Here is a 14,023-nt window from a genome sequence, read left to right on the forward strand (position 1 = left end):
TTGATGCAAAATTTTAATAGTTACACTAAACAAAAATGGAATAGTTTGTACCCAGCAGATATTAATCCGATTAGTAGTGAGCAGTTAGATCGCTTAAAAGCCTTTAATGACCAGATCGATGTGACTGATGTGCAACAGGTCTACTTACCGTTGGTATACTTACTAAATTTAACGGTTAATAGTCAACGTCAAGCAGAGATTACGCGTGCTGAGTTTTTGCAGGAACAACCACCCCATATCCCTTTTATTGTGGGGATTTCTGGGAGCGTGGCGGTTGGGAAATCAACAACGGCACGCTTATTGCAGTATCTCTGTGAGACGCTGTTACCAAATCGGAAAACCCAGTCACTAACTACTGATGGATTTTTGTACCCCAATCAAGTCTTGAAACAGCGCGGCTTGCTTGCTAGTAAAGGCTTTCCAGCTAGTTATGATATGCCCGCGTTAATCGAATTTTTAAAGCAGGTTAAAAGTGGCGCTCAGCAGGTGCAGGCCCCGGTTTATTCTCATCAAAGTTATGACATCATTCCTGATCAGCATGTGACAATTAATAATCCAGATATTTTGATTTTGGAAGGGATTAATACGCTCCAATTACCAGCAGATCAAAATGTCTTTATTAGTGATTTTACTGATTTTTCAATTTATATTGATGCTGATACGAGCTTGATAAAACAGTGGTACTTAAATCGATTCCAACAATTACGGAAAACTGCCTTTACTGATCCGAATAACTATTTTAATCAATATGCTAAGTATGATTTAGAGACGGCTTTGATGATGGCAGTTAAGACTTGGAAAACCATCAATTTACCGAACCTAGAACGCTATATTCTTCCGACTCGTCCCCGTGCTAATTTGATTATTCATAAAGGAGAACAACATCGAATCGATCGCTTGTACCTACGTCAATACTAAATTTAGAAGGTTAAAAACGCTTGAATTGCAATTTGATTCTGGCGTTTTTTTTATGAAAAGTTAGCAGTCATTTTACTTGTATAGTTTACAAATGTAAACTATACTAAGTATTGTTGATTACGATTGTAGACGAAAAATGGGGCGGATAAATGACCGAAAAAACAGTTTCTGGAGCAGAATGGAGCGTGTTACGGATTGTGTGGACGCTAGGATCTTGTACAACCCGGGAAGTGATTGACACGTTACAAAACGAATCTGACTGGAAGGATTCGACCATTAAAACATTATTAAAACGTCTTTGCGATAAAGAATTTTTAACAACAACCAAGCAGGGACGGCAGTTTACCTATCAGGCAGTGGTGAATGAGCAAACGGCGATGAATCAAACTGCTGTGACGATGTTTAGTCATTTTTGTGCTATGAAACAAGGACAAACTTTGATTGAATTAATCGAACAGGAAAAGTTGAGTCGCTCTGATTTACAAAAGATTGAAAAATTGGCACATGTCAGAGCCATGACGGCACCGAAACAAGTCGATTGCAATTGTTTACCAGATGGAACTTGTGATTAATTTAACTAGAATGGAGTGAAAACAATGGATATGCAAAATAATCAAAATCAACCTAGTATGGGTCAGATGGACATGGATCACAGCAAGATGCAGATGGATCATGGATCGATGGATGGTAGCATGATGATGGGTGGACACATGATGCACATGGGAAATTTAAAACGACGGTTTTGGATTTCTTTGCTGCTTTCATTACCAATTCTGCTATTATCACCATTTATGGGAATAGTATTGCCGTTTCAAACTAGTTTTCCGGGCTCAGAATGGGTGGTTCTGATTTTTGCGACGCTGTTGTTCTTCTACGGTGGGCAACCGTTTTTTGCGGGTGCTAAAGGAGAACTTCGTGCGCATGAACCGGCGATGATGACCCTGATTACGATGGGAATTAGCGTGGCATATTTATATAGTCTATATTCATTTGTTATGCAGCAGTTTGTGAATCCTCAGGGACACTATATGAATTTCTTTTGGGAATTGGCCAGCTTGATTGTCATCATGCTGTTAGGACATTGGATTGAAATGAATTCGGTGATGAACGCCGGGAATGCATTACAAAAAATGGCAGCCTTGCTCCCAGACGAAGCCCAGGTCGTTGACTCTGCTGGGCAGGTGCAAACGATCAAACTTAGTGATCTGAAAGACGGTCAAATTGTCTTAGTCCAAGCTGGAGCTAAAATTCCAACCGATGGGGTCGTGATTGCTGGGGAAAGTTCGGTCAACGAATCCTTGGTCACTGGAGAAGCAAAAGCCGTCGAGAAAAAGACCACCGATCAAGTAATTGGCGGGTCAATTAATGGCGACGGAACCCTCCGAGTGAAAGTTACCGCTACTGGTGAGAATGGCTATCTAGCCCAGGTAATTAAATTGGTTCAACAAGCGCAACAAGAGAAGTCAAAGGCAGAAACCATGGCCGCACTGGTGGCACGTTGGTTGTTCTATGCTGCTTTAGTGATTGGTATTCTAGCATTGGTGGTTTGGACACTGATTGCGGGATTTAGTTATGGCTTGGAACGAATGGTAACGGTGTTAGTAATTGCTTGTCCTCATGCTTTGGGGTTGGCGATTCCGCTTGTCGTAGCACGGAGTACCTCGATCGCTGCTCAAAATGGTTTGCTAATCAGAAATCGCGAGTCACTAGAGGCCGTGCGCCAGCTTGATTACGTCTTTATGGATAAAACGGGAACCTTGACTCAAGGAGTTTTTCAGGTCAACCAAGTTGTTGCTAATCAAAAGCTGAAGCAAACGGAGTTGCTAAAAAAGTTTGCATCTTTGGAAGCTAATTCCAGCCATCCTTTGGCAACTGGAATTTTGCGAGAAGTCCAAAATCAGGAATTGAGCTATCAACCAGCCAATCACGTCCAAACGATCCAAGGGGTTGGACTGCAAGGTGAGATTGGAAATGAAACTTATCAGATTGTGAATGCTAAGTATTTAGATCAGCACCAAATCGCTTATCAGCGGGATCAATTTAAGCAGCTGGCCGCAGCTGGAAATTCGATTAGTTATTTAATTAAAAATCATCAAGTTTTAGGCTTAGTCGCCCAGGGTGATGTCTTACGGCCAGAAGCCACTCAACTAATCAAAACGCTACAAACAATGCACATTACACCAGTGATGCTTACGGGTGATAATGAATTAACTGCGCAACGGGTGGCAAAACAACTTGGTGGGATTGCCTATCAGTCACAATTGCTACCTGATGATAAAGAACAAATCGTCAAGAGTTATCAGCAACAGGGGCACCACGTGATGATGGTGGGTGACGGAATTAACGATGCGCCAAGCTTAACGCGTGCTGATATCGGAGTCGCCATTGGAGCCGGAACAGAAGTGGCCATCGATTCTGCCGATGTAGTCTTGGTGCACAGTAATCCAGATGATATTGTAAACTTTCTTAATCTAGCAACGGCTACCAATCGAAAGATGGTGCAAAATCTGTGGTGGGGAGCAGGCTACAATATTATTGCGATGCCACTCGCTGCTGGCGTGCTAGCCCCAATTGGAATTGTTTTGTCACCAGCAATTGGAGCCATTATCATGTCACTATCGACGGTGGTAGTTTCTATCAATGCCTTCTTGCTCCGGCTTAATAAAATTGATTAAGATAAAAAGCATTCGCAGTTGCGAACGCTTTTTTATTTCGCTCATGGGATGTGGTGCGGTAATTGCAGGAAGTACTGACATGCGTTACCATGAAGACATTCAATTTGTGAGGTGACGACGATGGCTAATTTTAGACTACGATCCAAGGTGAAAAACAAATCTAAATATCCGTTAATGATGAGATTTTCTTTGTTATCGGTTTCACTGGTATTAGCTAGTTCCCTCTCAGTTTCTGCTGCCGTTCCAGAGTGGCAGCGGGCCTTTCCAGGTCATTCATATGCTGCAATCGAACTAATTGCCACGATGCCTTCGCTGGCAGTTATTATCTTTTTGTTACTGAGTGGTTGGATTGCCAAACAGCTTTCCCCCAAAAAGACAGTGATTTTAGGTCTAATTATCAGTGGCTTATTTGGAATTTTGCCACTAATAGTCACGAATTACTATTTGATGTTGCTCTCCCGGTTTGGTTTTGGGGTCGGGTTGGGGCTAATTAATGGACTGGCAGTTAGTCTGATTGGAACTTTTTTTGCTGGCGATGAAAAAAACATTTTGATGGGGATTCGAAGTGGTTTTGAAATGTTTGGGGATGCCGTATGTGCTTATATTGCGGGAGCATTGCTAGTTGATTACGGGTGGCACAGCTCTTTTCTAGTGTATGGGCTGGCTTTTCCCGTCGCAATTCTTTTTTATCTCTACGTTCCAGAACCAACCACCCCAACATCGACTCCAACAGCGGTTAAAAAGGAGCGTCGGCGGCGTTTAAATCCTGATGTACTTTTTTGGACAATTTTATTAGCGGTTTACCAGATTACTTACGTGGGAGCGACTGTCCGACTGGCGGAGTTCATTGAGGATAGTAAGATTGGCTCGGTGCAACAGGCGGCCATGATTATTAGTATTGCTCCCTTTTTTGGATTAATGGGCGGAATTATTTTTGGGCGAGCCTTGCAGTATTTGCGGAAATATTTGTTACCACTTGCGATTATTGCAAGCGGAGTGAGTCAGATAATTGTTTCTTTTGCCCACTCGTTTTTTACAGCAGCCTTCGGGATGTTTTTGGTGACGATGCTTGACACAATTGTGGTCTCTTATATCTTAAATATTGCGACTGAGATTTCAGAACCCCAAAATTTAAATGTTGTTACATCAATTTTATTAATCGGAAGTAACTGTGGGATTTTCCTAGCTCCTGTGGCGCTAGGAAGTGTCAACAATCTATTTAATACGAACTCTCCAGGACTATCTTTCTTAATCTCTGGCATCGGTTTGTTATTAATTGGGGGAATCGGGATTTACGATCTGCGATTTATTGGTCATCGGATTTTTCGTGATTGATGAATGACAGCTTCTGTCATTGGGAGCTGTTTTTTTTATGAATAAATTCAATGAGGAGGCGATACCCATGAAAATTAGCTGGATGAATCGAACTGATACGACCTTGGGAGTAAAGCAGTTTTTGTTGCTTAAAGGGGTAAGCCAGCGGCTCTACTCAGAAGTAAAACAACAGCCACAAGCTTTTTATCGTAATGAGCAACCGATTACGCCGGCTGCTCAAGTCGCCCCAGGTGATCAAATTACGGTAGTGTTTCCACCGGAACGCCCAGATCCCCAGTTAGCCAGTAGTTTGCATCCCTTGGAGGTCATCTATGAGGACGCACACTGGCTGGTCATTAATAAGCCGGCGGGCTTAACTTCCGTTCCCGGACCAAGTAATCGGACGGATACTGTAGTTAATCGAGTTAAAGGTCGGTTAGAGCAGGCGGGAAGTGAGAACCTTCGTCCGCATTTGGTAACCAGGTTGGATCGGTTTACCAGTGGGATCATGCTGATTGCTAAGGATCGGTTGGCAAACAACTATGCTACGCAACAGCTTGCTGACCGGACTTTTCATAAAGAATATCTAGCGATAGTCAGTGGTCGGTTGACTAACCAGCATGACGTTATTACGCTACCGCTGGGTCGTCGCCCGGGTGAAATTGCTAGAGCAGTGCTTACAACTGGGCAACCGGCTCAAACTGAATATTGGGTTGAGCAACAAACAGCCACGGCCACGGTCGTCCGAGTACAGCTGCAGACTGGTCGAACCCATCAGATTCGGGCCCACTTTGCAGCACTGGGGCATCCGTTGCTGGGTGATCAATTATATGGAGGTCCAATGCATGCAGGGATGGATCGGCAAGCACTGCATGCCTTGCGTATAGAATGGTTTGATCCTTTTTGTCAGCAGTTGCGAAAATTTACGGCTCCGCTCCCAGATGATATGCTAAACTATCAATAGAAACTGGAGACGGGGGAATGAGATGGAGGACAAATTAGAGTTAGGGCAACCGGCATTTGCTAAGATGATGTTCACGCTAAAAACACCGGTCACTTCCAAAAATCATAAAGATTATAAATTTAACGAATATGAGTTGGTTGAGATTGCTTCGGATGTGTGGGCCATGCCAGTTTATATGCAAGCCAATGATGATTTTACGCTGTTTTTGGTTGTCACCAAGATTGCAACACAAGCAACTGTGATGGCTCTTGCCCAAGGAACCAGCACAACTGATGGACAGTTCGCTCTCGATCGGCCACTGAATACCGGAGAAGGATTAAACCGCCTGTTTCAACACGATCGGCAACGAGCAGCACAATTACTACATTTTTTTAATCTAATTTCAAAAGCAAATGAAGGCGATTGGCGCCTTGTAGCAGATGACAAAGGAGAACCAGAATAATGGCCAAAATCTACTTAGCTAGTCCCTTTTTTGATGCAGAACAGGTCACTCGGATTGAAAAAATCGAACAAGCTCTTGCACAAAATCCGACAGTAACCAGTTATTTCTCGCCTCGTAAATATAAATTGCAAGGTGATTATCAAGAATTTACTAAGCCGTGGGCGCAGGCGATTTACCGCGTCGATATGGAACATTTAATGGCTGCCGATGCAGTGTTAGCGATTGTTGACTTTGTGGATGATCAAGTTGATAGCGGCACTGCTTATGAAATTGGGGCGGCTGTTCAGATGAAAAAGCCGGTGATTGTTTTTCAAGAAAAAACGGCCACGGTTAATTTGATGATTTCTGAAAGCTTACAGGCATATTTGAAAGATCCCGCAGCAGTAGCCGAGTATGATTTTGAGAAATTGCCCCGCAGTGAGTATGAAGGTCCAAGAATTTAAACCTGAAAAAGGGGACTTTAACTATGAAGGAGGATTCGCTGTCCGGACTCCGATTTCTCGAAGTTACGGTATTGAATTCATTAATTACCATTTTGGAATTTGTCGGAGGACTACTTTCTGGTAGTCTCTCGTTGCTTTCAGATGCGGTTCATAATCTAGGTGATTCGCTCTCAATCATTTTTAGCTACGCCGCTCATTTATTGAGTCGTCGAAAACAAACGCACACTAATACTTACGGGTTTAAGCGGGCAGAAATTTTATCGGCACTGTTTAATTCGATCTTTTTGGTATTGATCTCGGTATTTTTAATGGTGGAAGCCCTTAGCCGGATTCAGCACCCAGAAAGAGTTCACGGAGGATTAATGTTTGTCGTGGCGGTCATCAGTACCATCGCAAACTTAGGATCAACGCTCTTATTACATCGAGGCTCACAGCATAATTTAAACATGAAGGCGACCTATCTGCACCTTTTGAGTGATACATTATCATCGCTGGGGATTATTGTCGGAGCGCTTTTGATTCAACTGTATCACTGGACCATCATCGATCCATTGATTACGCTGGTGGTTTCGTTCTACATCTTATGGGAATGCTGGCCGGTAATTCGGCGCACCATTTCGATCTTGATGGAGGCGGCTCCCCGCTTGGACTATCCGGCCATTAAGCATGATCTGTTGTTAATTGACGGCGTCTACAGTGTGCACCATGTACATGCTTTAATGGTCGATGAAAACAGCATCGTCTTTTCAGCCCACGTCAATCTGCGTGACATGCCGCTAAGCTCAGTGCAACCAATCTACGATCAGATTAATCAACTATTAAAGTCGAAATATCAAATTAAACACGTAACGATTCAACCTGAAACGACTCGGGGGGCGGACGAAGCGCTCTTTTCCGATACAGATCAGGATGTTTAGTAGTACAGACGAACTTGGATAAACTTTCCGAGTTCGTCTTTTTTAATTACTGAATCAATAAGTTAGATGTTAGCATTTTCTGACGAAGCCATCGTTAGCAACCATAGAGACGTACTATGTAGCTTTTTTTTATTACATAAACAGTAAAAAACGAATAAAAATGTCTTTACAAGGGCATAAAAGCATAATATTATGAACTTTAATAATTTTTATAAACCGTTACAACTGCTAGTTTTGAATGAAGATATTCCATTTTATTTTCCTAAAATGATTTCAAAAGAAAATAAAGATAAAAGACTTAGGTATTGAGGTAATTCGTTGATATGAAAACTATTTGGAAATTAGCAATTAATGATTTCGTTGCAGCCACTGCTTCAATGGCATTTTCGGTCTACACGATTTGGTATTTGGGAGCCGTTTTACATGACCAGAAGATGGTCGCGGTCTTTGGCTCGTTATCCATCATTAATATCTTATTAACACCGCTGGGAGGGCGTTTTGCCGATAAAGTTGCTAAGATAACGATTATTAAGTATGCGAGCATGCTCAGATGTTTATTATTTGCCCTCTTTTTTATTAGTTACTATGTAACACATCAATTGGTATTGCTGCTCATCGCACTTAATCTGCTATTAAGTATACTAGGATCGTTTTATGGACCCGCAATTGAATCAATCGCTCCTGATTACGCCACCGATGAAAGCGAGCTGATCCACAATAACTCGTTGATAAGTATCGCAACGCAAGTAGCTACAATTGCCGGGGCAGCGTTAGGGGGAGTGTTGATCATGTTGTTTGATGTTGTTGATGCGTATGCAGTGGTCTTGGGGTTACTAATTGGATCAGCACTCTTGGTTTTGTTCATCAAAAAACCAGTAGAAGCAGCTACTGCTCCCGTTGTTGGTACAAGTAAGCGCTCACTTTGGAAGGATCTTAAAATAACGCTACAAATTCCAATTATTAAGCGTATTTTACCTTACGCAGCCATTGTCAATTTAAGCTTTTGGTTGTATTGGTATCTCATGCCACTGTATCTAAGTCAGCAACTGCCACAGTATCCGATTGCTTATTCGGTGCAAGATTTAATCATTGGTGTCTCAGCCTTACTGGGGGGCTTGTATCTTAGTAAACATGCGAATAAATTGATGAAGATGGCTAAAAATTATCCTAAATTTTTATTGTTGCAAGCACTCGGGCTGGGATTGTTACCGGTTAGCTTTCAGTTGATGTCCAATCAAACCATGCGCTTTGGCTTTCTCATAATCGCTTGGTTAGGTTACGGCATCTTCAGCTTTTTTGCCAATATGATTTTTGTCACTGCCATTCAACAACAAGTTCCAGGAAAAATGTTAGGGTTAGTAATGGGGATTGTCTTTGCTATTTTTGGTAGTCTAGCACCAATTGCTTCTGTAATCAGTGGCTTTTTTGCTAGACCAAGTAATGGATTGATTTTGCTGATTGCACTTCCCATGATTATCATTCCGATTATTATGAATTTTGACCATCGAATTGGCAAATCATTGGTAGCTAAATAAGCGCTGATTAATGATAATCACACTGTTGGCACGCTTGCTGGATGCATGCATAATCCCGTTCACAAGGAAACAGACGCTTGGCAAGGTGTTCGAAAGAAATGAATAGTTTAAAATTGAAGAAAAGGCCACTCCATATCAATCTGTTACTCGTTGATATGGAGTGGCCTTTTTGTTTGAAACATCTATGAAACGGCGAATCGATTTGGATCACCGCAGGTCTTTTTACCGATTACAGTGTGGCATTTGGATCTAGTTGATCCGTTTGTTCGGTGTACCAAGCATCCCAATCAGTTGTTGGATTACCATTTTCAAAGTATGCTTGTGGTAATTCCTGCATGAGCATTAAGAGGTTTTCGTGACAGTAGTCGGCGACAAAGTCGTATAAGTTGTTAGTTGCTTGAGTACTGGCATCAAAAATGACGCGGTTAATATTAGCCATGACTTGCCGTTTGTCAAAGGTTGTCATAACATCCAATTCATCACTTCGCAGCTTTTGAATGTAAAAAGGTAGAAATGATTTAATTGCCTTTGCCTTGGCGGTAGTTTCCAAGTTTGAAAAAGTTGAATTATCGCTCATTGAGATCCTCCTAATTAAACAGCAGCACTATCTTCTTAATTATAGCGATTTTGCGAATGTTAGTAAATTGGTTTCTGCGCTGCCTGTTAAAACGTCCCTGACGATAGTAAAATAACGGTAATGATGTTTTTGCCCAATTAAAGGAGCTGATGTAATGAACGAACCGACTCTCTCAATTAAAGAAAAGAATTTATTGGTTCAAACCTGCCTGCTAGCTGGGAAAATTTTGATTGAAAACGGGTCGGAACTTAATCGAGTTTCCGACACGATCAAAAGAATTGCAGCCAATGCAGGCGTTCCCAATTTGCGAGCTTATGTGACAATTACGGGAATTATGATTTCAATTGATGATGACGACACCGTTGCTAAGATTGCTGAGATTGATCAGCGAGACTTTGATTTGCGTCGCATTGAAGTTGTTAACCGGCTGTCGCGCAAATTTGCTGCTCATCAAATTACTTTACATCGTTTTTATCGGATGCTACAAAAAATTCCGTACTTTGGTCGTTATTATCAATTTTGGCAACGGCTCTTGGCGGCAGCATTGCTTTCTGGGATGATTTCAGTTATCTTTACCCACGATTATGGTGATTTTTGGTTGACCTCGGTCGTAGGGATGCTTGGCTGGTTGATTTATCAGGGGGTGCGAAAACGAGTTACCGCTAGCTTCATTAGTGAATTTGTGGCAGCAACGGTGATTGGAATGGTTGCAATTATGGCAGTGCGCCTTGGACTGGGTCATAGTGCCGACAATATTATCATTGGGGCCGTGATGCCACTAGTCCCTGGAGTTCAGATTACTAATGCGGTTCGGGATCTGATCTATGGGAATCTGATTAGTGGACCAGCACGGGGCATTGAAGCATTGATTTGTGCCTGTGCTCTGGGATTTGGTGTTTCACTGGCTTTGATTTGGTTGGGGTAGTTAGGAGCAAATGAATGTATTTTATACTGGTTTTAATTGAAGTTTATATTGCCACTGTCGGGTTTGCTGTCCTGATCAATGTTTCGCCACGGGCACTAAATCTCAGTGGCTTGGTCGGAACGGCCGGTTATGTTAGTTATCTGGGTTATCAGGCGCTGATTAGTGACAATTACGTAGCTGAAAACTTGGTGGGGGCGTTTACAATTGGAATTGTGGGTATGCTAGCAGCACGGTATAAAAAAATGCCGGTGATTGTATTTAACATTCCGGCATTAGTGCCCCTTGTCCCGGGCGGGCAGGCTTATCAAGTTATGAAGTACATAGCGCTTCGCCAGCCCCATGTAGCATTTTCGTATGTGATGCAGGTGGTCATGATTGCAGGAGCCCTGGCAATGGGATTTTTGTTGGCAGAACTATTTATTCAAGCGGGAGACGTAGTGCACCGCTTGTTTTCGACTTGGCGAGCGACTAATTATCGACGAAAGTAAATTCCGAGGATGAAACTAGCGATTAGGATGAGCAAGACAAGCGCAGTAATAACGACGTAGAGCCAGTCATGTTCGCGGTAAAATGAGTAGATCGAGGCAACTACGCGAAGAACCGGAGTCAAGATTAAGATAAAAATACCTAGCATCATAATTGAATATGGTTTCTGTTCGGCTAAACCTGAAAAAAGTTCCTTAAAACTGTGCACATAGTAATTGTTTGGATAACCAAGGCCACCGTGCAGGAGAAACGCCAGTAAACCGATCACCATGATGATGATGGCTAGTGTTACTCCCCAGCGCATGATGCGACCAATGGTCTTTTCCAATTGATTGGTTTCGGTTGCAATTGGTTTTTTGGTTGTTTTCATTTTAAATTGTCACCCCAAATCCTTTTAGAATCATCTGTAGTCCGAGATATAGTAAAATCGGAATGAAAATGATCCGAATTGATTTAGCTGAAAGGTGCTGCATGATACGAGAACCAACTGCGGCACCAACAATAATTCCAAGTGCCATTGGGACGGCGATTTGCGGGAGAATTGAACCATTTAGAAAGTAAATGGTGGCACTGGCAGCTGCAGTAACACCCATCATCAAATTACTAGTGGAACTGGATGGTTTTAATGGCATTTGCATGAAGGTGTCCATGGCAATCACTTTGAAAGCCCCCGAACCAATTCCAAGCAACCCACTGGCAATCCCAGCACCAAACATCACGCTCAAACCACCAGGTACATTGGTAACGTGATAGTCAATTTGTTTTTGAAGTTGTTTGTCGTAGTAAGATCCATCTAATTTTAGTGCGGTAGCCAAGCGATCATCATGAGCTGCTCCGGTTTCTCGACTGTGTCCCCACAACTTGCGCACCATATTGAATCCGGAAAAAAACAGTAGCAAACCAAATAGTAGGTAGAGAAACAATGGATTGATAATTCCGGTTAGGAGCGCGCCAATAATTGCTCCTAGGGAGGTAGCTAATTCTAGAAACATAGCAACGCGGAGGTTGAGGACGTTATCTTTTAAGTAAGCAATGGTTGCTCCCGAACTGGTGGCAATGACAGCTACGATACTGGCCCCGATGGCATACTTAATGTCAAGACCAAAGCCAAGGGTTAGGATGGGGGTAATAATCATGCCACCCCCAATTCCGAGGACGGCACCGAAAATCCCGACTAAGACACCGACGATTAGCATTATCAATAAGCTTAGGTACATAAAATTTTCACTCCTTATGGTAGTCATGGTTGTTATTGTACGCTTTTTTTAGGTAGTTTAAAATCGCCTGCTTTTTAGTGAATGGTCGGTAACAATTAGTTTGGTATGGTATACTTTATTCAGATGTTTGCGGAGGTAAGAAAAATGATTATAAAACAAGATCCAAGTCGCCCCTATAAGTTAGTGATTGCCGCTATTATTTTTGGGGTGGTTTTGATTGGGGTGCAGATGCAGACGGGGTTTTTAAACTTTTTTGACACCTTACTGATTATGGTTGTCCAAAAGTTAAAGTTCGGATCTGCTGATACGTTGTACACCTTGGTTAGCTTTATGGCTAGTCCGAAGTTAGATGTGATTTGGATGTTGCTAATTGCATTCTTTTTGTGGGGATCGCGCTATAAGATCCCAGCGATTTTTTCGTTAGCGTTATTGGTCGGAGCTAATGCCCTGGCCTTTGTGGTCAAAACAATAGTTGCTCGTCCGCGTCCGATGTTGCATCTTAAGCAGGATACTGGTTATAGCTTTCCTAGCGGACATGTCATTGGAACTTTGATGGTGGTTAGTGTTTTATGGATTTTAGTGATCCCACGGTTGAAGCGCGAGACTAATCGCTGGCTACTTCGTTCGCTGTTGGGAATCTGGCTGGTGTTGGTAATGCTATCGCGGGTTTACTTGAATGCTCATTTTCCGACGGACGTGATTGGAGCCTTTGCCCTTGGATACGCATGGCTACAAATTTCAGAGTATCTTTACCGCTGGTTAGCACCGCAGTTGAGTCACTGGCATATTTTTCAAAATTCGAGTTATTAACTTTTAAATTTAATCTAAACAGGAACTACTTCAAACGAAGCAGTTCCTGTTTTTTGTTTTCAAATTCTGCTTGGGTAATGATGCCATCCGCTGCAAGCTGCTGATAAGCCCGAATTTCTGCTGGGATATTATTGTGCAAGTTAGTAGGCGGATTGAAGATGGCAATAAACGCACTGGTGAGCATCCCTACGAAGCCAATCCCTACCAGCATTAATAAAACAGCGACGACGCGGCCAACCGTTGAGTGGGGGCTTATGTCACCGTAGCCAACGGTTGAGGAGGTTACAACGGCCCACCAGAGAGCTTTTGCAAATGAAACATTTTCTGAAAGGGAATAGACGCCAGCAGAGATAATAAAAATCAAACCACAGAGTAATAGTAGATAGATGAAACCGGTTTGTTTTAAGAATTGAGCTGCTCGACTGCGCAGTTTTCCAAAAATCCCGACCAGTCGGAATAAACGTGATACCTTAGCTAGTTTGGTTAGCTGTAATAAGCGGGTGAAACGAAATAGTTTGAAAAACGAAAAAATGGAATTGACAGGGATAATTGCCAATAGGTCAAAGAAATGTGATCGCAAGTAGGTTACTTTGGACCGAGCTAAGAAGAACCCTCCAAAATAATCAATGACAAAGATAACCCAGATGGTGAGATCAATCCGTTGATAGGGTTGGTGGTTGAGTTTTAACACTCCTGCAAAATCCAAGAGCACCATGAGTACTGAGACGAGGGCACACAGTACAATAAAAATGTTATAACCATTTTTGATTCGTAGTAACCGACTTTTGTCCATAGATTTA

Annotated in this window: 16 protein-coding genes; 12 read left to right on the forward strand and 4 right to left on the reverse strand. The window is 42.4% G+C overall.

The features are described 5' to 3' along the window. Positions 1–3: 3 nt before the first annotated feature. From coaA to B808_RS01430, 9 genes are all read left to right on the forward strand, one after another. The gene (gene coaA, locus B808_RS01390; protein WP_009166868.1) at positions 4–918 is read left to right on the forward strand and encodes a type I pantothenate kinase; all 915 of its coding nucleotides are present in this window, start codon (positions 4–6) and stop codon (positions 916–918) included. 149 nt (positions 919–1,067) lie between these two features. Further along, positions 1,068–1,490: a CopY/TcrY family copper transport repressor gene (locus tag B808_RS01395; RefSeq protein WP_009166867.1), complete on the forward strand. Its 423-nt coding sequence runs from the start codon at positions 1,068–1,070 to the stop codon at positions 1,488–1,490. 24 nt (positions 1,491–1,514) lie between these two features. Further along, the gene (locus B808_RS01400; RefSeq protein WP_035421472.1) at positions 1,515–3,593 is read left to right on the forward strand and encodes a heavy metal translocating P-type ATPase; all 2,079 of its coding nucleotides are present in this window, start codon (positions 1,515–1,517) and stop codon (positions 3,591–3,593) included. 120 nt (positions 3,594–3,713) lie between these two features. Continuing rightward, positions 3,714–4,928 (forward strand): MFS transporter, encoded by a 1,215-nt coding sequence (locus tag B808_RS01405; protein WP_225349209.1) that lies wholly within the window; start codon positions 3,714–3,716, stop codon positions 4,926–4,928. A gap of 67 nt (positions 4,929–4,995) precedes the next feature. Then, positions 4,996–5,871 (forward strand): RluA family pseudouridine synthase, encoded by an 876-nt coding sequence (locus B808_RS01410; RefSeq protein ID WP_009166864.1) that lies wholly within the window; start codon positions 4,996–4,998, stop codon positions 5,869–5,871. Between the two features lie 22 nt (positions 5,872–5,893). Beyond that, positions 5,894–6,313 carry a hypothetical protein gene (locus tag B808_RS01415; protein WP_009166863.1) on the forward strand — a complete coding sequence of 140 codons (420 nt, stop codon included), beginning with the start codon at positions 5,894–5,896 and terminating at the stop codon, positions 6,311–6,313. Beyond that, positions 6,313–6,756 carry a nucleoside 2-deoxyribosyltransferase gene (locus tag B808_RS01420; RefSeq protein WP_009166862.1) on the forward strand — a complete coding sequence of 148 codons (444 nt, stop codon included), beginning with the start codon at positions 6,313–6,315 and terminating at the stop codon, positions 6,754–6,756. Before B808_RS01415 ends, B808_RS01420 begins: the two co-directional genes overlap by 1 nt. A 23-nt stretch (positions 6,757–6,779) precedes the next feature. Then, complete coding sequence (locus tag B808_RS01425) at positions 6,780–7,673, forward strand: cation diffusion facilitator family transporter (protein ID WP_009166861.1); 894 nt, start codon at positions 6,780–6,782, stop codon at positions 7,671–7,673. Positions 7,674–7,996: 323 nt separating this feature from the next. Then, positions 7,997–9,208, forward strand: coding sequence for an MFS transporter (locus tag B808_RS01430; protein ID WP_035421474.1), 1,212 nt, complete (start codon positions 7,997–7,999; stop codon positions 9,206–9,208). 229 nt (positions 9,209–9,437) lie between these two features. On the opposite strand, the gene B808_RS01435 is transcribed toward B808_RS01430, so the two are convergent. Then, entirely contained in the window at positions 9,438–9,785 is a 348-nt protein-coding gene (locus B808_RS01435) for a hypothetical protein (RefSeq protein WP_009166858.1), read from the reverse strand. 154 nt (positions 9,786–9,939) lie between these two features. On the opposite strand from B808_RS01435, the gene B808_RS01440 reads away from it, so the two are divergent. After that, complete coding sequence (locus tag B808_RS01440) at positions 9,940–10,710, forward strand: threonine/serine exporter family protein (RefSeq protein WP_009166857.1); 771 nt, start codon at positions 9,940–9,942, stop codon at positions 10,708–10,710. Between the two features lie 14 nt (positions 10,711–10,724). Next, positions 10,725–11,198 (forward strand): threonine/serine exporter family protein, encoded by a 474-nt coding sequence (locus tag B808_RS01445; RefSeq protein ID WP_009166856.1) that lies wholly within the window; start codon positions 10,725–10,727, stop codon positions 11,196–11,198. Here B808_RS01445 and B808_RS01450 read toward each other — a convergent pair. Both B808_RS01450 and B808_RS01455 read right to left on the reverse strand, forming a co-directional pair. After that, entirely contained in the window at positions 11,183–11,566 is a 384-nt protein-coding gene (locus B808_RS01450; protein ID WP_009166855.1) for a DUF1634 domain-containing protein, read from the reverse strand. The two genes, B808_RS01445 and B808_RS01450, sit on opposite strands and share 16 nt — an antisense overlap. Position 11,567: 1 nt before the next feature. Continuing rightward, entirely contained in the window at positions 11,568–12,413 is an 846-nt protein-coding gene (locus B808_RS01455; RefSeq protein ID WP_009166854.1) for a sulfite exporter TauE/SafE family protein, read from the reverse strand. 144 nt (positions 12,414–12,557) lie between these two features. Here B808_RS01455 and B808_RS01460 point away from each other — a divergent pair, with 144 nt between their 5' ends. Beyond that, complete coding sequence (locus B808_RS01460) at positions 12,558–13,223, forward strand: phosphatase PAP2 family protein (RefSeq protein ID WP_009166853.1); 666 nt, start codon at positions 12,558–12,560, stop codon at positions 13,221–13,223. 25 nt (positions 13,224–13,248) lie between these two features. On the opposite strand, the gene B808_RS01465 is transcribed toward B808_RS01460, so the two are convergent. Next, on the reverse strand, positions 13,249–14,016 hold the full coding sequence (locus B808_RS01465; RefSeq protein WP_051393780.1) for an ion channel: 768 nt from the start codon (positions 14,014–14,016) through the stop codon (positions 13,249–13,251). Between the last annotated feature and the right edge of the window lie 7 nt (positions 14,017–14,023).

Source organism: Fructilactobacillus florum 8D (assembly GCF_000512295.1).
GTDB classification, from domain to species: Bacteria; Bacillota; Bacilli; order Lactobacillales; family Lactobacillaceae; genus Fructilactobacillus; species Fructilactobacillus florum.